The sequence below is a fragment of the Citrobacter sp. Ct235 genome, assembly GCF_030332305.1.
In the GTDB taxonomy this organism is placed as follows: Bacteria; Pseudomonadota; Gammaproteobacteria; order Enterobacterales; family Enterobacteriaceae; genus Citrobacter_A; species Citrobacter_A telavivensis.
The window spans coordinates 79,591-97,521 of the sequence record NZ_JAOWIC010000028.1; the positions used below are offsets into that span (position 1 = coordinate 79,591).

At 54.6% G+C, this 17,931-nt stretch carries 17 protein-coding genes; 7 read left to right on the plus strand and 10 right to left on the minus strand.

Annotated elements, in window-relative coordinates; translation table 11 throughout:
* The first annotated feature begins 39 nt into the window (after window positions 1-39).
* The 3 genes from speE to OGY35_RS01490 all read left to right on the plus strand — a co-directional run bounded on the left by speE (window position 40) and on the right by OGY35_RS01490 (window position 2,371).
* Entirely contained in the window at window positions 40-906 is an 867-nt protein-coding gene (gene speE / locus OGY35_RS01480) for a polyamine aminopropyltransferase (RefSeq protein WP_286631241.1), read from the plus strand.
* 15 nt (window positions 907-921) lie between these two features.
* Window positions 922-1,716, plus strand: a complete 795-nt coding sequence (gene speD / locus OGY35_RS01485) for an adenosylmethionine decarboxylase (RefSeq protein WP_042323781.1) — start codon at window positions 922-924, stop codon at window positions 1,714-1,716.
* Between the two features lie 211 nt (window positions 1,717-1,927).
* On the plus strand, window positions 1,928-2,371 hold the full coding sequence (locus OGY35_RS01490) for an NUDIX hydrolase (protein WP_286631242.1): 444 nt from the start codon (window positions 1,928-1,930) through the stop codon (window positions 2,369-2,371).
* A 338-nt stretch (window positions 2,372-2,709) separates the two neighbouring features.
* On the opposite strand, the gene OGY35_RS01495 is transcribed toward OGY35_RS01490, so the two are convergent.
* The 3 genes from OGY35_RS01495 to OGY35_RS01505 are packed head-to-tail and all read right to left on the minus strand — an operon-like array spanning window position 2,710 to window position 5,742.
* The gene (locus tag OGY35_RS01495) at window positions 2,710-3,573 is read right to left on the minus strand and encodes an HlyD family secretion protein (RefSeq protein ID WP_286631243.1); all 864 of its coding nucleotides are present in this window, start codon (window positions 3,571-3,573) and stop codon (window positions 2,710-2,712) included.
* Window positions 3,570-3,785, minus strand: a complete 216-nt coding sequence (locus OGY35_RS01500) for a DUF1656 domain-containing protein (protein WP_200040253.1) — start codon at window positions 3,783-3,785, stop codon at window positions 3,570-3,572. Before OGY35_RS01500 ends, OGY35_RS01495 begins: the two co-directional genes overlap by 4 nt.
* Window positions 3,775-5,742, minus strand: coding sequence for an FUSC family protein (locus OGY35_RS01505; protein ID WP_407056993.1), 1,968 nt, complete (start codon window positions 5,740-5,742; stop codon window positions 3,775-3,777). The genes OGY35_RS01500 and OGY35_RS01505 overlap by 11 nt, the downstream gene beginning before the upstream one ends.
* Window positions 5,743-5,894: 152 nt before the next feature.
* On the opposite strand from OGY35_RS01505, the gene OGY35_RS01510 reads away from it, so the two are divergent.
* Window positions 5,895-6,689: an AraC family transcriptional regulator gene (locus OGY35_RS01510; RefSeq protein WP_200040255.1), complete on the plus strand. Its 795-nt coding sequence runs from the start codon at window positions 5,895-5,897 to the stop codon at window positions 6,687-6,689.
* A gap of 57 nt (window positions 6,690-6,746) precedes the next feature.
* Entirely contained in the window at window positions 6,747-7,133 is a 387-nt protein-coding gene (locus OGY35_RS01515) for a zinc-binding dehydrogenase (RefSeq protein WP_286631246.1), read from the plus strand.
* A 373-nt stretch (window positions 7,134-7,506) separates the two neighbouring features.
* On the opposite strand, the gene OGY35_RS01520 is transcribed toward OGY35_RS01515, so the two are convergent.
* From OGY35_RS01520 to acnB, 7 genes are all read right to left on the minus strand, one after another.
* Entirely contained in the window at window positions 7,507-7,752 is a 246-nt protein-coding gene (locus OGY35_RS01520; protein WP_042323783.1) for a YmjA family protein, read from the minus strand.
* 39 nt (window positions 7,753-7,791) lie between these two features.
* Complete coding sequence (locus OGY35_RS01525) at window positions 7,792-8,559, minus strand: DeoR/GlpR family DNA-binding transcription regulator (RefSeq protein ID WP_286631247.1); 768 nt, start codon at window positions 8,557-8,559, stop codon at window positions 7,792-7,794.
* Window positions 8,560-8,568: 9 nt separating this feature from the next.
* On the minus strand, window positions 8,569-9,552 hold the full coding sequence (locus OGY35_RS01530; RefSeq protein WP_178824206.1) for a D-threonate 4-phosphate dehydrogenase: 984 nt from the start codon (window positions 9,550-9,552) through the stop codon (window positions 8,569-8,571).
* Window positions 9,542-10,813, minus strand: a complete 1,272-nt coding sequence (gene dtnK, locus OGY35_RS01535; RefSeq protein ID WP_286631248.1) for a D-threonate kinase — start codon at window positions 10,811-10,813, stop codon at window positions 9,542-9,544. The genes OGY35_RS01530 and dtnK overlap by 11 nt, the downstream gene beginning before the upstream one ends.
* On the minus strand, window positions 10,810-11,763 hold the full coding sequence (locus OGY35_RS01540) for a 2-keto-3-deoxygluconate permease 1 (protein WP_152405850.1): 954 nt from the start codon (window positions 11,761-11,763) through the stop codon (window positions 10,810-10,812). The genes dtnK and OGY35_RS01540 overlap by 4 nt, the downstream gene beginning before the upstream one ends.
* 180 nt (window positions 11,764-11,943) lie before the next feature.
* Entirely contained in the window at window positions 11,944-12,306 is a 363-nt protein-coding gene (yacL, locus tag OGY35_RS01545; RefSeq protein WP_125368799.1) for a protein YacL, read from the minus strand.
* A 174-nt stretch (window positions 12,307-12,480) separates the two neighbouring features.
* A complete protein-coding gene (gene acnB, locus OGY35_RS01550; protein WP_152405851.1) occupies window positions 12,481-15,078 on the minus strand; it encodes a bifunctional aconitate hydratase 2/2-methylisocitrate dehydratase in 2,598 nt (865 codons plus the stop codon).
* Window positions 15,079-15,477: 399 nt separating this feature from the next.
* On the opposite strand from acnB, the gene OGY35_RS01555 reads away from it, so the two are divergent.
* Both OGY35_RS01555 and OGY35_RS01560 read left to right on the plus strand, forming a co-directional pair.
* Window positions 15,478-17,121, plus strand: a complete 1,644-nt coding sequence (locus tag OGY35_RS01555; RefSeq protein ID WP_152405852.1) for a DUF3300 domain-containing protein — start codon at window positions 15,478-15,480, stop codon at window positions 17,119-17,121.
* Between the two features lie 12 nt (window positions 17,122-17,133).
* Window positions 17,134-17,925, plus strand: coding sequence for a DUF2950 family protein (locus tag OGY35_RS01560; protein ID WP_286631249.1), 792 nt, complete (start codon window positions 17,134-17,136; stop codon window positions 17,923-17,925).
* Window positions 17,926-17,931: the final 6 nt, after the last annotated feature.

Consider the following 17,931-nt stretch of genomic DNA (forward strand, 5'->3'; position numbering starts at 1 on the left):
CCCTTTTTTTACGGGTGTTAACAAAGGAGGCATCACCCCATGGCCGAAAAAAAACAGTGGCACGAAACGCTACACGACCAGTTTGGGCAGTACTTTGCCGTCGATAATATTCTCTATCACGAGAAGACCGATCATCAGGATCTCATCATTTTTGAAAACGCCGCCTTTGGTCGCGTGATGGCGCTGGACGGCGTGGTGCAGACCACAGAGCGCGATGAGTTTATCTATCATGAAATGATGACTCACGTTCCGTTGATGGCTCACGGTCATGCAAAACACGTGCTGATTATTGGCGGCGGTGACGGTGCGATGCTGCGTGAAGTCACCCGGCACAAAAACATCGAAACCATCACGATGGTGGAAATCGATGCGGGCGTCGTCTCGTTCTGCCGCCAGTATTTACCCAACCACAATGCCGGCAGCTATGACGATCCGCGCTTTACGCTGGTGATCGACGACGGCGTGAATTTCGTCAACCAGACACAGAACACGTTTGATGTGATCATCTCCGACTGCACCGATCCGATCGGCCCCGGCGAGAGTCTGTTCACCTCGGCATTCTACGAAGGCTGCAAGCGTAGCCTGAATCCGGGTGGGATCTTTGTCGCTCAGAACGGCGTCTGCTTCCTGCAACAGGATGAGGCCCTCGACAGCCACCGCAAGCTCAGCCATTACTTTGCCGATGTCGGCTTCTACCAGGCGGCGATCCCAACCTACTACGGCGGCATAATGACCTTCGCGTGGGCGACGGATAATGAAGCGCTGCGCCATCTGTCGACCGAAATCATTCAGGCGCGTTTTCACTCGTCCGGCCTGAAGTGTCGCTATTACAACCCGGCAATCCACACGGCGGCGTTTGCCTTACCTCAGTATCTGCAAGATGCGCTGGCGACAGCGTCGTCCTAAGGAGAAGATAAGAAATTGAAAAAACTGAAACTGCATGGTTTTAACAATCTGACCAAAAGTCTGAGTTTTTGTATTTACGATATCTGCTATGCCAAAACCGCCGAAGAGCGCGACGGATACATCGCCTATATCGACGAACTCTACAACGCCAACCGCCTGACCGAAATTCTGTCAGAAACCTGCTCCATCATCGGCGCCAATATCCTGAACATCGCCCGTCAGGATTACGAACCTCAGGGTGCCAGCGTCACTATTCTGGTGAGCGAAGAACCTGTCGATCCACGACTTATTGATACAACCGAGCATCCAGGCCCATTGCCGGAAGCGGTGGTCGCCCATCTCGATAAGAGCCATATCTGTGTGCATACCTATCCGGAGAGCCACCCGGAAGGCGGATTATGCACCTTCCGGGCCGACATTGAGGTCTCAACCTGCGGCGTGATTTCCCCGCTGAAGGCGCTGAATTACCTGATCCACCAGCTTGAATCCGACATCGTGACCATCGATTACCGCGTGCGCGGCTTTACCCGTGATATCAACGGGATGAAGCACTTTATCGATCATGAGATTAACTCCATCCAGAACTTTATGTCCGAAGATATGAAGTCGCTGTATGACATGGTGGATGTGAACGTGTATCAGGAAAATATCTTCCATACCAAAATGCTGCTCAAAGAGTTCGATCTTAAGCACTACATGTTCCACACCCGGCCGGAAGAGTTAACTGAGGCAGAGCGTAAAGAGATTACCGCTGCGCTATGGAAAGAGATGCGTGAGATTTACTACGCGCGCAATATTCCGGGCGTTTAAGAAAACCATCAGGAGCGCGTCGGCGCTCCTGAACTTGAAATAATAGAATCAGCCGGTCTCTGAAAAGAGGCTGTCATTGGCTCAATAGACGGTGTAACACAGCCGCCAGTGCCGACGGATTTTCCCAGGACATTGAATGTCCGGCTTCTGGCACGATGGCGACAGACATCCCCTATCGCTGACATACTGAAAGTCACTGTAAGGAAACATAATGCGTACGCGTCCATCATCACGACTTATTATTCTCTCTTCCGAGAACAGGGTTCTGCTTTTTCGTTTTCATCATGAAGATGATGCGCTGAGCGGACGTACCTACTGGGCAACACCGGGTGGCGGCGTTGAGGAAATGGAAACGTTTGAACACGCCGCATTACGGGAGCTGCGTGAAGAAACAGGGTTGATAAGAGGATCCGCTGGGCCGCAAATTGCCTCCCAAACCTTCACCATGATGTTACCTAACGGAGAGACCGTACTGGCAGATGAACGTTTCTTCATTATCCGTGTAGAAAGTCAGGAGACCGATGACTCCGGATGGAGTGGCAATGAACAAAAAGTGATTCGCGGGCAGCACTGGTGGTCGATAGAGGAGCTCAGGGAAACAAAAGAGACCGTATTTCCTCGCGAGTTAATCATCGAGGTGCTTGAGAAGCATTAGCTCAAACTTGATCTGACGGTTTTCACTGGCAGCACACAATCAAATCTGACAGTCTGCTGTGAGCGAGGAGCGGACATTGCTAGTAGCATTCTGTGTCTATCAACGGGTAGCAGATCAAAAATGACTCTGAGGTGTCTGTTAAACCCGTGGCGATTCAAGCCTCTATCTCACCAAAATTGTCACGCTTTACCTCTTTTATAGAAATATGGCTAATACCCATCGTGTTACTCCCTAGCTCATTAATAAATAAACATTATAGGTCCGCAGAAGTCATGGGATGGCCGGTGTTTCATACACCGAAACCTCAATCCTGTTAAGGTCAGGGCTGTTAATACCTTTTAAGGCATGATGGACACGCTCGCGGATAATCCTGCCACTAACTCAATGCCCGCAGGCAAGGTATCTAACTGGATGCGCACCGGTACGCGTTGAGCCAGCCGCACCCAGCTAAAGGTGGGATTAACATCCGGTAGCCCAAGTCCACCCATCTCGTCGTTGCTGTCACCGATCCCACGTCCGATACTCTCCACATGCCCCGTGATCAGTGGATCAAATCCCATCAGCACAATCTGCGCGGTATTTCCGACACGGATATGACGCAGTTTGGTCTCTTCAAAGTAGCCCACCACCCAGAAACTGTGCGCATCGACAATGGCGACTTTTGTCTCTCCCGCAGTGGCATAGTCACCGGGGCGAAGACGGAGATGCGTGACATAGCCATCCACCGGTGAGCGTACGGTGGCATGTGCTAAATTAAGCTGCGCCAGTTCCAGCGCGATCAGTGCCCCCTGATAATTGGCCGCCGCGATGCTTGCCGCACTGCCTGTTTGCTGGATGTCCTCACTGGAAATCACCCCTTTGATCAGTGCACGTCGCCTGGCCGCATCCTGGCGCATCAGCATCTCATGACGTTTTGCCTCAACGTCAGCCTGTGCACTCAGCACAGCCAGCTTCAGCCAGTGCGGATCGATGGCATAGAGAACATCGCCACGATTAACCCACTGGTTATCGCGGACCGCCACGCGGCTCACTGGCCCGGAAACATCCGGCGCAATCTGCACCACATCGGCACGAACCCGCCCGTCGCGCGTCCAGGGTGTCTGCGCATACTGTTTCCAGAAAATAAACGCCACGAGCGTCGCCACCACTACAGCACTTAACGTCAGCACATAGCGACCCAGCAAAGAGAGTAAAGATTTCATGCGAATAACCCCAGAGTGGTCAGGCCCTGCAAAAGCAGGAAAAAACTAATGATAAAGGTTGAAAAATCAATCAACGGGCGAAAGGGCAAACGGCGGTAAAGCCTGCTGAAAGAGAAAAACGGTACGAGTGACAGCGTACAGATCAGCGCGATGAGCGCAGTCATCAGCAGACCGGGGATAAAAACCCCCCCGATATTGATGTCATTTATCATTGGCGGGTTCCTCGTCCTGCGTCCGTAACGCGCAGTGCAGATCAACCAGTTTGTCGACTAACTGACGCGATGGTTCATCAGTTGCGGGCAAGCAGAGATCGGTTATCGCAGCGATGCGCTCGCGTAAGGCTTCTGTCTCCGTTGAGCGGGTAAGGTCATAAAGGATGGTGTTGATCTCACAACAGCCTGAGGACGCATCGCAGCGGCGCAGGTGCATCACACCGAGGCCAACACGCATAAAGTGCATCAGATGAGCAAGTGCCCGAGCGGATGACGGCCCGCTACGCGGCAAGCGCGGCAACAGCAGGGCGGCCCGGTCAATCATCAGATTGGTCCAGTGCGTTTCATTGCCTTTAAACACGCCGTTCACGCTACGGCGGATATCACGCTGGCAAAGTTTCAGCAGTCGGTTTATCGCCGCGTCGGCTTGCACGGTTTGCAGCAGGCTCATGCTAATGACCGCAAAACCGGTCGCGAAAAATAGCGCGATGGCGGTGTTAGCGGCATCGGCGAAGTTGCCGCTGTAGTGCGCACCCAGCTCGCACAACACAGGCAGCGTTAACGTTATTCCCATCGCCATAAAAGTGGTGGGGGGTCGCGCCTGGAGTGACCCGGCAAGCAGGTAGACCGGAGCAAGCACGGCAACCAGTACGGGAAAATCGCTGAGCTGGGGAAGCAGGGCAAAACTATAGATAAGACTGATTAATACGCCCCAGATGGAGCCGATAATGTATTTCACAATATGGGGTGCTGGCGTGTCGAAACTGCCAAACAATGTGCAACAGACCCCAAGAATGGAGACCGCCGTGCCGCCATCTGGCCAGGCCGAGTAAATCCATAGCAGACAGCCGCTGAGGATGATGACAAACGCGCCCAGTGCCGTGCGGGCAGCACTCAGGGGATCGCGATGGAAAACATACCCTTTCGCTGTGTTATCTTCCGTTCGTGTAGGTGCGGGTTTGGCGTGGTAGATAGCCTCCGAAAGTCGCTCACACTGGTGAATGAGGCTAATCAACTCCGCTATGTAGCCTAAGAAATTCACCCGAAGCGCGTCCTCAAAAGTCAACGACTGTACCGCACGCTCCTGTGCCAACCGGGCGCTGCGTTTTTGTAGCGCATCCGCCGTATTCTTGCGTTTCCCGCTATCGCCGCAGGTCAGCCAGGCCTGAACATCATCCAGCAGTATCTGCATGTCGGCGGGCATATCCGCGATCATCTGCAAGCGATCGCGTAATTCACCGTTCACGATGACTAATCGCGCCAGCCTGTCATGGAGTGCTTTCCTGGCCTGGCGGGCCGGAACCGAAAGGGCAAAATCATACGGGATGTGGTGGCTGATGCCCTGCAGGAATTGCAATGCCAGCGCGAGGTGCAAGGGGTTTGATACCGCATCAGACTTGCCCGCCAGGGTATCGGCAACACGCTGTCGCGCCGCGTGCAGCGTCTGCGTTAATTTGCTGTTGAACAGGCCTGATATCCGACTGGGCAGAATGTACCGGTGAATCAGTGCGGCGCAGACGATGCCGATCATTATCTCCTGCACCCGGATGATGGCGATGTTAAACACCGAGCCTGGGTCGGAAACGGCGGGAAAGCCAATCAGGCTCGCGGTGTAACCGGCCAGCACAAAGGCATAGGCACGGGGTGTGCGTTCAAGTAGGGATAACCCGAGGCAGAACGTGATCCAGCCTGTCAGCATCACGCTGCACAACACGGGCATATTCACAAATGTGGGCACGATCAGCACCGTTGCCCCAGCGCCAGCCACGGTGCCGGCCAGGCGATAGAGACTCCTGCTCAGTGAGGCCCCGACCGACGTTTGCGAAACGATATAGACGGTGATGATGGCCCAGGAGGGGCGTTCAAGGCCAATCGACAGGGCGATGTAATACGCGAGCATGGCTGCGGCAAAACTCCTGACGGAATAGAGCAGGGCGTGGGCATCGCTCAGTAGCATGGGAGTGATGATGCGGCCTGACCAGCGGCGTATCGCGTGCCAAAAAGGGATGTGATGGGGGATGATTTTATTCATGCCGGGAATTATTCCCGGTTTGCGCACGTCACTAAATACTCTATTCTGTCAAAAAATACCTAAATGTTGCCAATAACATGACATCCCGACTTGCCAATACGTTGTTTGATCCCGACAGCACGCCGAGCCCGGTAGTCGCACGTCATATTGATTTCGTGGATTACGCAGCAGAAGTGCCGGTTCATACGCACCGTAAAGGGCAGTTGATTATTGCCCTGTACGGGGCGGTAATTTGTCGTGCGGAAAATGATATCTGGATAGTGCCACCCGATTGCGCGGTGTGGATCCCAGGCGGAGTTCCTCATAGCGCCAAAGCGACCTGGAATGCGCACCTTAACTACTTGTTTATTGAACCCGGAGCAGTCGCGCTGCCGGAAAAATGCTGCACGCTGGCAATTTCACCGCTGATTAAAGAGTTAATTGATCGCTTAACAAATGAAGGCGTTGATTACGCACCGCAGAGCCATGTTGGCAGGTTGACCAGAGTGACGCTCGATGAACTCGTGACCATGCCGCAGCAGAAATTGAGCCTGCCGGTTTCTGCGAACCCTAAAATTCGCGCGATGGCCGATGCGCTGGTCAGCAATCCGGAAGATCGGAGCACATTCAAAGTCTGGGCAAAGCGACTGGCGCTCAGCGAACGTTCATTAGCGCGCTTAATGCTGCGTGAAACCGGTCTGACCTTCGGTCGCTGGCGTCAGCAACTGCATTTGATTATTGCCCTTCGGGAACTGGCAAGCGGAGTATCGGTACAAAACGTGGCGGCAAACCTGGGGTATGAGTCGGTTAACGCGTTTATTACCATGTTCAGAAAAACGATGGGCAGCACGCCAGCGCACTATTTTGCTGTTCGCAGAACGGCGGATTCATAGTCTGATACAGTGTGAGTCACTTGATTTACGTGTGGGCAAGCCTACTGTTTTGCCGACGTGGTCGCCAGAATCACCGATAACAAGGGTGTTGATCTCATCCTTGATTTTATCGGTGCGCCATATTTTGAACGAAACGTGAACGCACTTAATTTTGGTGGCCGCCTGGTGCAGATTGGCATTATGGGAGGCATTGAAAACGCGAAGATCCCGCTGGACCGGGTGTTGTACCGCCATCTGCAGATTATCGGTACGGTAATGAAATCATGTTCGCAAGAAGTGAAGCATGAGATGTCCCGTCGCTTTGAAGAGTGCTGGTTAACCCGTTTCGGTAAAGATGGGCTGAACCCGGTTATTGACAGCGTATTCCCGCTGGTCGACGCCTGTAAAGCTCGCCAGCGTATGGAAGACGGTCTGAACACAGGAAAAATTGTGTTGACGATGTAGATGACGCAAACGAAAGGGCTATTTTTCCTGCCTTTTCGTCGCAACCCCCCTTCGCTATCAGGCATGAACAGCCCGCGCAATATACTCAGGGCTGTTCGATGTCAGAGGATGAATCAAGTACCGCCATAAAAAACATCGCTAGTGGTTAAAAGTGATATCAGAGTATTGCTGTTACATTGTTTGTCAAAGCTAAGTTCAGATGTCCGTGGTGGGGCTAATTTGAAATGTCTGCTTCCGGCACAGAGCCGCCTGTCAGATTAGGTTTAGATCTGTGCCATAGTGGTGCCAGGTCAAATCTGAGCTAATACACTTAAGAAGCACGGACACGACGAACATCATTGCGTGCCCTTATCCAAATAGACCTCAACGGGGACTATTCATTCCCCCATTGATTGAGGAATTCCGCGATCTCATCAATGCGTTGCGCATCAATGCCGGCTTCGCTGGCCATCTCTTGCTGCGCGTCTTCGCTGATCTCTTCGTTATTCATCAAACGCGTAATCAGTAACTGAAAATAGTGCGCCAGGGGTTCACGTTCTGAATCCTCTACGGGTTTCGCACACTCCGTCGAATACTCATCCACAATGTCATAATATTTCAGCGGTATTTCATTACCCATCACTCATCTCCTGGGGTTATCCCAACGTCGGTTACAGTGTTACTCAGGCTGTACCAGCATCAGGGCGACGGATTGCGCCTTCAGTTCGGCCTGCACGGCTTGCGGTAAATTAACATCGGTCACAACATCGGTAAAGCGACTGAGCGGAGCAACATTAAACAAGGAATGCGCACCATATTTGCTGCTGTCGGCGAGTAACACCTTACGTTGGGCGTTGGCGATAATTTCCTGCTTCAGCCCCGCTTTGTCCTCTGTCGGCGTGGTCACGCCCTTTTCCATACTCCAGGTATTACAGCTCATAAAGGCGATATCGGGGTAGACGCTACGCAGCATTTTGCGGCCAAACTCGCCAATGCAGGACTGACTGCTATCATCAATCCGCCCGCCGACAATCGTGACCTCTATCTGGCGAAACTCGGATAAAAACAGGGCGATATGCAGATCAACGGTGATCACTCTGAGAGGAAGATGGGTTAAACATTTTGCCAGCTCCAGCATGGTGGTGCCAGCATCGAGCACCACGGCATCGCCCGCGTGTACCATCGAAGCAGCATAACGCGCAATCGCCCTTTTTTCAGCGGGCGATCGCAGTTGCTTCTCGTTAGTCGTCGGTTGTGCAGGTTCAAAGCGCCGTAACGCAACACCGCCGTGGCTGCGGCTGATCACACCTTGTTCATCCAGTTTGATCAGATCGCGTCGTATCGTTGCCGGAGATGCATCAACGGCATCCACCAGTTGCTCCACGGTAACCAGCGTATGATTTTTCAAATACGCCACAATCTTATCCAGACGGTGTTGTCCTTTCATAACAGGAAATTACGCCAGTTGCATTGCCAGTTTAATCGATACGGCCATGCTCTCAGATTTTGCTTTTCCCGTCCAGGCGATATCAAATGCCGTTCCGTGATCGGCAGAGGTGCGGATAAACGGCAAACCCGCCGTGATATTGACGCCATCATAAAAACCCAGCAGCTTCAGCGGGATATGGCCCTGGTCGTGGTACATCGCCACCACCATGTCATATTGACCTTCATACGCCTGTAAAAACACCGTATCCGGCGGGCATGGGCCATAAACCGCCATCCCCTTCGCCTTCATGCGCTCAATCGCCGGTCCGACAATGCGAATCTCCTCATCGCCAAACAATCCGTTCTCACCGGCATGCGGGTTCACCCCTGCCACCGCAATTCGTGGATGCGCATACCCTACGCGCTTGAGGAAGGTATCAGCGATGCCAATCACGGTCTCCACACGCTGACCGTTCAGGGTATCGAGGAACTTACGCAGGGCGATGTGGGTGGAAACATGAATGACTTTCAGCTTATCGGTATAAAGCACCATCGCGTAATCGCGGCTTTCCGTCAGCGTCGCCAGCAGTTCGGTGTGTCCCGGGAAATTGTGTCCACCAAGATGCAGCGCTTCTTTGTTCAACGGTGCGGTGGCGATGGCGTGGACGTCGCCTTTCATCGCCAGTTCCGTCGCCCGTTTTACGCAGCGATAGGCCAGATCGCCCGCCTGCGCCTGTACTTTGCCCGGCTCCAGCGCCTCCGGTTGCGCCAGCGGTTCATCAATCACATGAATGATGCCAGGCGCGAATCGGGCATCCGCAACCTGCGTAATGGCGCGGAACGTCACGCCTTCAGCCAGACCATTGGCCTGCAGCCGCTTCAGAGTTTGCAGGCATCCCACCACCACCAGCGGCGCGCCGTTAAGTTCATCTTCGCTGAGCGCTTTAACAATAATTTCCGGACCGATCCCCGCGGGGTCGCCCATCGTAATCGCAATTGTTTTAGTTACCACTGTACATCTCCTCAATAAAATAAAGCGCATCACAAAGGGTACTGTCGGAGCCGAATCCGCCCGCTTTGGTGATCACCGGCAGATCGTCAATCTCGCTGTTCACAAACGTTCCGCACGGAATACAGGGGGCCACCTCGCGTTGAATGCGATAGCCTTCCGCCCCCAGCGCACTGGCAACAGCGGTCGCGATATCCCCCCCGGTCAGGAACAGACCGCCAATGCGCGCCTGCTCAATAATGTGCAACGTGATTGTCCCAAGACGCTGGCTCAACCGTTCGCCAAGCGCCTGACGACGCATCCCCACGCTGGCACACAGCGTGTCGATCATCTGCCGGTCTTGCGCACACCGGCTGGTACGTAAAATCGTATGGTGCTGGCGGCTCAACAGCGTGCAGGCCTGCTCCACGACGGACGCTATTTCCTGTTCGAAATGGGCAGAGGCCAACCGTGAAACATCGATATCGACAACCTTCGCCCTGTCCTGACACAGCGCTTTGTCTACCTGACGCCGCGTGGCTTCACTCATCGAACCCGCGACGACCAGCACCGGAAGCTCCTGCTTTTCCTGCATGAACATTCTGACGGGTAGGGCATTGGCAAGCCCGGCGGCACCGACCAGTAACGGCAGTACCTCCTGCTCGCAGATGGCATGCGCAATCAGCGACAAATCGCGGTCATCAACCGCATCCACCACCACCATGCACTCACCTTCTGCCGCGTAAGCGACTAACCGCGCGCTCAGTCGTCCCTGTCGGACATCGTCGAGTGACACTTCATGCACCGGAATGTCACTTTGCAGCGTGACCAGTTCCGCAATGCGCGAAGAGATAATCGGCGTTTTGGGATCGCTGGCAAATTCAGTCTCCAGTAGCGGTGTTCCATTGACCAGGCACAGTCCGTCACGCGTCGTGCGCCCTGCGGCGGGGATTGCTGCGGCAATCACGGCCAGTTTCCGGTTGGCGGCGCGCATCGCCGCAGTCACCTCGGCCCCCACGTTGCCACGAAACGTAGAATCGATTTTTTTATACACCAGCGGCGTGGCGGCCCCTTCACACCAGGGGACTAACGCCTGTTGAACCGCCTGCGCGGCTTGCGCCGCCGGGATTGCCCGGCTCTCTGTGTTGATAACCAGCACATCGGCACGCCGTGAAGGCTTCTGTGCCGGGGTGAGCATCACCTCCGTACGTGCGCCTTTTTTTGCCAGTTGCACGCCGGTATCGTTAGAGCCCGTAAAATCATCGGCGATAACGATCATTTTCATGCTTTATTCTCCTGAGCAACCTGACGTGCCTGCTTTTTGGCCACCCAAGAGGTGAGGATCGGGGTCAGGATCGCAGTGGTAATCACGGAGGCGGCAATCAGCGGCGCGGCAGCGGCGGCGACTTCCGCCAGTGAAGGATCGGCCTGGGCAATCGCCAGTGGCGTCGCGACGGCGTTACCGGCGGTACTGGAGGCTGCCGCTCCGGCAATCCCGCTTCCTCCCACCAGACGGTCTGCGCGGATGTTAAAGAAACCGCCAATGAACGTGGTCAGTACACCAAGCAGAATGCCCGCCAGACCGCCCTGCAACAGCATTTCGAGGTTGATGCCGGCGCCGAGCGCAAAGGCAAAAAACGGAATCAATAGCGGTCCGCCTTTGGTCAGGAAGTCACGCATGTTGTGATCGAGATTACCGAGGATCATGCCGACCACCAGGGGAACCAGTACCGCCACCAGTGCCATAATTGGAATGTTGGCCATCCCTGCGGCACCCAGCGCGATCATCGTAAAGAACGGACCGTCATTAAGAGACAGAATAGAGATTGCGCCGACATCACGTTCGTTGCCGAACTCACCGACTAACGCCGCGTACAGCCCCCCGTTCGAGTTGCTCATGGCGGCAATAATGGCCAGGCCGCTTAAGCCAAAGATCCCTTCCGCTCCGAACAGGTGTTCAACCCCCAGGCCGATCGCGATGGCCACCAGCAATTTGGTCAGGGTGATCGTGCCCCCTTGCAGCAAAGCCTGAGGTGCTGCTTTTACGCTGATCCCTGCGCCCATACACAGCAGGAATGCGCCGATCAATGGCGCAGCGCCGTTTTTAAACAGCGCGGTGGTAAAGCCGCCGATTTCCAGCGCCTGCGGGGCAAAGGTATTAATAATGGCACCGATAACCAATGGCACGACCATCATGCCGCCGGGTATGCGTTCTATTGCCTTTTTGATGTTCATGGTCTTCCCGCCTGTTGTTATGTTGTGATTAAAAAAAATCATAACGATTATATTTAATCATTTTCAGATCACAAACGCGCCAGATCACAGTTTTAAAATGATTAATAAAAATCAAACAATCATTTTTCTGCAAAAAAAAGCCGGACGCAGACGCCCGGCTTCATTGATGATTGAAATAACTCAGGATTGACGCAGAAATTCCCGGTATGCGTTTACCACCTGAAGAAAATCCTCAACGCCACACAGCGACAGGCTCTCTTCATCGTAGTAACTCATCCCCTCTTCCATTTCGTCGCCGGTAAACTCCAGCTGATTGGCGCGGATCATCACCTCTTCGCCATCCATCCAGAGCGTATATTCGTGCCCCGCCCGTTGCCAGGAACGTTCGCTGCCTTTCACCGCGTGTGCCGCCTGTTCCACTTCGTCCAGCAGGGCCAGGTTTTCTTTCACTTCTTCATTAAACCAGTGCCCGACCACTTCGTGACCCATGGACATGCGCACCTTGACCACTCCGGTAACATCGCGCAGAAATTCGTAATCCATAATGTAATCCTCTGCTCCCGGCAATGCGCCATTACCGCATTGCGCCTTGTTTTAATTATCGCAGCCTGGGCGCAGAAAAAAAGCGGATCGCGTATAAGGAATGGAAATAAAAATGCCCGGAGAAGCGCGCTTCACCGGGCATTGATGCGTTTTTACGCGAAATGCGTTAGCGCATTACACCGCTGTCTGGAAAATCACACCGTCTGCTTTCTCAGTGTACTGAGAAAGCTGGTCGAAGTTCAGATAACGATAGGTGTCGACTGCCGTTTTATCGACCTGCGCCACATAGGTCTGGTACTCTTCCGGCGTCGGCAGTTTGCCGATCAGTGCCGCAACCGCCGCCAGCTCCGCAGACGCCAGATAGACGTTCGCACCGGTCCCTAAACGGTTCGGGAAGTTACGCGTGGAAGTGGATACCACCGTCGCCCCGTCTGCCACACGCGCCTGGTTACCCATGCACAGTGAACAGCCCGGGATTTCAATACGCGCACCGCTCTTACCAAAGACGCTGTAGTAGCCTTCTTCCGTCAGCTGTGCTGCATCCATACGGGTTGGCGGTGCCACCCACAGACGCGTCGGCAATTGACCTTTGTGCGCATCCAGCAGCTTACCGGCCGCACGGAAGTGACCGATGTTGGTCATACAGGAACCGATGAACACTTCGTCGATTTTATCGCCCTGAACATCAGAGAGCAGACGCGCGTCATCCGGATCGTTTGGCGCGCACAGGATAGGCTCTTTGATATCGGCCAGATCGATGTCGATTACTGCGGCATATTCAGCATCCGCATCGCCTTCCAGCAGTTCAGGTTCCGCCAGCCATTTTTCCATGCCCTGCACACGACGTTCCAGCGTACGACGGTCGCCGTAGCCTTCCGCGATCATCCACTTCAGCAGAACAATGTTGGAGGTCAGGTATTCAACGATCGGCTCTTTGTTCAGCTTGATGGTACATCCTGCTGCAGAACGTTCGGCGGAAGCATCGGTCAGCTCAAACGCCTGCTCGACTTTCAGATCCGGCAGACCTTCGATTTCGAGAATACGGCCAGAGAAGATGTTCTTCTTGCCTTTCTTCTCGACGGTCAGCAGACCCTGTTTGATCGCGTACAGCGGAATAGCGTGTACCAGATCGCGCAGGGTGATCCCCGGCTGCATTTTGCCTTTAAAGCGCACCAGTACCGATTCCGGCATGTCCAGCGGCATCACGCCGGTCGCAGCAGCAAACGCGACCAGGCCTGAGCCTGCCGGGAAGGAAATCCCGATCGGGAAGCGGGTGTGGGAGTCACCACCGGTACCGACGGTATCCGGCAGCAGCATACGGTTCAGCCAGGAGTGGATCACGCCATCGCCCGGACGCAGCGACACACCGCCACGGTTCATAATGAAGTCCGGCAGCGTGTGGTGCGTGGTGACGTCAACCGGCTTCGGATAAGCCGCAGTGTGACAGAAAGACTGCATCACCAGGTCAGAAGAGAAGCCCAGGCACGCCAGATCCTTCAGTTCGTCACGGGTCATTGGGCCGGTGGTATCCTGGGAACCCACGGAGGTCATCTTCGGTTCGCAGTATGCACCCGGACGGATACCGGCTACGCCGCACGCACGGCCGACCATTTTCTGTGCCAGCGAGTAACCACGGTTGCTTTCCGCCACATCTTTCGCCTGACGGAACACGTCGCTGTGCGGCAGGCCCAGCGCTTCACGCGCTTTGGTGGTCAGACCGCGACCGATGATCAGCGGAATACGACCGCCCGCGCGCACTTCATCTACCAGCACGTCGGTTTTCAGTTCAAAGCTCGCCAGCAGTTCGCCGGTTTCATGGTTACGCACTTCACCTTTGAACGGGTAAACGTCAATCACATCACCCATATTCAGGTTGCTGACGTCAACTTCGATTGGCAGCGCGCCCGCATCTTCCATGGTGTTGAAGAAGATAGGTGCGATTTTACCGCCGAGGCACAGACCGCCGCCGCGTTTGTTCGGCACGTGCGGAATGTCATCGCCCATAAACCACAACACGGAGTTGGTGGCAGATTTACGCGAAGAACCGGTACCGACAACGTCACCGACGTAAGCCAACGGATAGCCTTTACTTGCCAGGGCTTCGATCTGTTTGATCGGACCCACTACGCCAGGCTGATCCGGCTCAATGCCTTCACGGGCGTTTTTCAACATTGCTAACGCGTGAAGTGGAATATCCGGACGAGACCAGGCATCCGGCGCCGGAGACAGGTCATCGGTGTTGGTTTCACCGGTCACTTTGAAGACGGTGACGGTCATTTTTTCAGCCAGCGGCGGACGGCTCAGGAACCATTCGGCATCAGCCCAGGAATGCATCACCTGCTTCGCAAATTCGTTACCCGCTTTGGCTTTTTCTTCTACGTCATAGAAGTTATCGAACATCAGCAGAGTATGGGAGAGCGCTTTGGCGGCAATCGGCGCCAGTTTTGCATCGTCCAGGGCGTCGATCAGCGGATGGATGTTGTAACCACCCTGCATGGTGCCGAGCAGTTCAATCGCTTTTTCAGGCGTAATCAGTGGGGAAGTTGTTTCGCCTTTAGCGATGGCTGCGAGGAAACCCGCTTTGACATAGGCGGCTTCATCGACGCCTGGGGGAACACGGTTGATCAACAGGTCTAACAGGAATTCTTCTTCGCCCGCAGGCGGTGCTTTCAGCAGCTCGACGAGCGCGGCCATTTGGGTTGCATCTAAGGGTTTGGGCACAATCCCCTCGGCGGCACGTTCTGCTACGTGCTTACGGTATTCTTCTAGCACGACGGTTCTCCTCGCTCTCATTGTCATAGTGCGGCGCTTTATCGATGGGCGATTCTCTTCACGCTCCTGTGAGACAGCAGTTTGTAGGGTAAATGCCCGGTACCGCAATGGGCAGAATAACAGGATTTTAGTGAGGTGTTAATCTGTTTACAAAAAAGCAACATAAAAAAGTGGCTGAATCGTTAAGGATGGTCTAATGCCCTTTTCGATTTCAGAAGCGGGGAATTAATCGCTGTTACGAATCGTCACACTATTTCGCATTCTTATAATCACTCTGCTGTACCGATCCCAAGATTAGTCAAAAATTAAACTATCGTCTCTTTATACTCACGCAACACTGCACCTGCGGGTGGCAGCACTTCGACCATTGCGATTTCAAGGCAAATCGGGAGTAAGAATATGACGTTGCCCTTTAAACCCCACGTGCTTGCGCTGATCTGTAGCGCCGGGCTACTTGCTGCTTCAGGCATGCTGTATGTCAAAAGCCGCACACCGGAAGCCCCGACGCCCGTCGCGGTGCAACCGCCCGCGCCAGCCGAAGCCCCTCCGGCTCCGGTTGCAAAAGCGAGCTTTACCACGGCGCAAATCGATCAATGGGTTGCGCCGATTGCCCTCTATCCGGACCCGCTACTTTCTCAGGTTCTGATGGCGGCGACCTATCCGGCTAACGTCGTTCAGGCGGTGCAATGGTCGCGTGATAATCCAACACAACAGGGCGATGCCGCCATTCAGGCGGTTGCAAACCAGCCATGGGATCCCAGCGTGAAGTCGTTGGTTGCCTTTCCGCAACTCATGACGCTGATGGGGGAAAATCCGGAGTGGGTACAAAACCTCGGTGATGCGTTTCTGGCGCAACCGCAGGATGTCATGGATTCAGTTCAGCGCCTGCGCTTACTGGCCCAGCAAACCGGCTCGCTGAAATCCACCCCGCAGCAGACGGTAACCAGCACGCCGAAAAAGAGCGTGACTCCAGCGCCCTCAGCCACCGCCTCCACGACGCAATCCAGCGCCGTTTCTACGGCACCGGCCTCCACGGTGATTAAAATTGAACCTGCCGATCCGCAGGTGGTGTACGTCCCCAGCTATAACCCTTCCACGGTTTATGGTACCTGGCCCAACACCGCGTATCCGCCGGTGTATCTCCCCCCTACGCCAGGCGAACAGTTTGCCGGGAGTTTTGTTAAGGGATTCGGCTACAGCCTTGGCGTTGCCACCACCTATGCACTGTTCAGCAATATCGACTGGGATGACGATGATCATCACCACGATGACGATCACCATCATGACGACGATCGTCATGGCGGTAATGGCTATCAGCACAATGGCGATAACATCAATATCAACGTTAATAACTTCAACCGCATCTCCGGGCAGAATCTGAAAACGCAGAACATGACCTGGCAGCACAACCCGGCCTATCGCGGCGGAGTGCCGTATCAAAACGCCTCAACGGCGCAGCGTTTCCATCCGACCAACGTCAGCGGCGGTCTCAGCGCCACACAGCAACCTGCCGCGACGGCTTCCCGCGACAGCCAGCGTCAGGCGGCGATGGCGCAACTGCAACAGCGTCATCCGGATGCGTCTAAAGCGCTGCCTCAGCAACCCACTGCGACAACGCGCGATGCCCAGCGTAAAGCGGCCTCTCAACAGTTGAATCAGGTTGCCCAGCGCAATAATTATCGCGGCTATGACGACAACAACACACGTCGTCAGAGTGCGCAGCAGACATTGAAACAATCGACCACACCAGCACAACAACAGCATCGCGACGATCTCAGGGCCAAAGCGCAGCAACACCCGGTCTCACAACAGCAGCGTGATACGGTACGTCAGCACGTCGGGTCCTCGTCACCACAGCAGCGTCAGCAGGTATTCCAGCAAAACCGGGCAAATGCCCTTAGCGGCAATGACAGTCGGTCGCCGACCTGGCAGTCGCAGCAGCAGCGCGGTCAGGAAAGTCGTCGTCTGAGTAATGTCAGCCATGGGCAACCTGCCCCCGCGCGCGATCGCGCTTCTGAACACCATCAATTTCGCCATCGCTAACGGGAGCCCATAATGAAAAAAATACTGTTAAGCACCCTGCTGCTCTCGTTGCCATTAATGAGCTACGCCCAGCAGATGTTTGCCACGCCAGACGAAGCTGCTAACGCCTTTTCCCGTGCGATTACCGGGAATAACGACGCACAACTGACCGCTCTGTTAGGTGATGACTGGCGACAATTTTTACCCCCGGAAGGTGCGGATCCGGAAGCCGTCGCGCGCTTTAACCGCGACTGGAAGGTCAGCCATCAGATTGTGCAGCAAGGTAACGTGGCCCATCTGAACGTCGGTCAGGAGAACTGGCAGTTGCCCATCCCCATCGTGAAGGCAAGCAAGGGCTGGCATTTTGATATGTCTGCCGCGCAGGATGAGATCCTCACGCGAACGGTAGGTCGCAATGAACTCTCGGCGATTCAGGCCATGCGTGCCTATGTCGATGCCCAGTACGACTACTGGCAGCGCAAACAGGCTTTCGCCACCCGGATTATCAGCCATAACGGTCAACAGGATGGTTTGTACTGGCCCGTAAAACCCGGCGAAACGCCAAGCCCGTTAGGACCGGCCTTCAGCCCTGACTCGCCTGGTGAAGGGTATCACGGCTACTATTTTCGCATTATTGCCAGCGACAACGAGAAAGGGTTCGCGCTGCTCGCCTGGCCCGTCAGCTGGGGCGAAACAGGCGTGATGAGCTTTATGGTAAGCCAGGATGACCGCGTGTATCAGACGGATTTGGGGGAAGATAGTGGGCTAAAAGCCATCGCCATAGAAAAATTTACGCCACACGATCCCTGGAAACCGGTGGAGTGACAGGCA

Bases quoted from the DNA above. Each gene is read 5' to 3' on its own strand.
- OGY35_RS01520 (WP_042323783.1), bottom strand. From the start codon at position 7,752: ATGGGTAATGAAATACCGCTGAAATATTATGACATTGTGGATGAGTAT.
- OGY35_RS01505 (WP_407056993.1), bottom strand. From the start codon at position 5,742: ATGCTACTGAGCGATGCCCACGCCCTGCTCTATTCCGTCAGGAGTTTT.
- speE (WP_286631241.1), top strand. From the start codon at position 40: ATGGCCGAAAAAAAACAGTGGCACGAAACGCTACACGACCAGTTTGGG.
- OGY35_RS01525 (WP_286631247.1), bottom strand. From the start codon at position 8,559: ATGAAAGGACAACACCGTCTGGATAAGATTGTGGCGTATTTGAAAAAT.
- OGY35_RS01510 (WP_200040255.1), top strand. From the start codon at position 5,895: ATGACATCCCGACTTGCCAATACGTTGTTTGATCCCGACAGCACGCCG.
- OGY35_RS01540 (WP_152405850.1), bottom strand. From the start codon at position 11,763: ATGAACATCAAAAAGGCAATAGAACGCATACCCGGCGGCATGATGGTC.
- OGY35_RS01500 (WP_200040253.1), bottom strand. From the start codon at position 3,785: ATGATAAATGACATCAATATCGGGGGGGTTTTTATCCCCGGTCTGCTG.
- OGY35_RS01495 (WP_286631243.1), bottom strand. From the start codon at position 3,573: ATGAAATCTTTACTCTCTTTGCTGGGTCGCTATGTGCTGACGTTAAGT.
- yacL (WP_125368799.1), bottom strand. From the start codon at position 12,306: ATGGATTACGAATTTCTGCGCGATGTTACCGGAGTGGTCAAGGTGCGC.
- OGY35_RS01555 (WP_152405852.1), top strand. From the start codon at position 15,478: ATGACGTTGCCCTTTAAACCCCACGTGCTTGCGCTGATCTGTAGCGCC.
- OGY35_RS01490 (WP_286631242.1), top strand. From the start codon at position 1,928: ATGCGTACGCGTCCATCATCACGACTTATTATTCTCTCTTCCGAGAAC.
- OGY35_RS01560 (WP_286631249.1), top strand. From the start codon at position 17,134: ATGAAAAAAATACTGTTAAGCACCCTGCTGCTCTCGTTGCCATTAATG.
- dtnK (WP_286631248.1), bottom strand. From the start codon at position 10,813: ATGAAAATGATCGTTATCGCCGATGATTTTACGGGCTCTAACGATACC.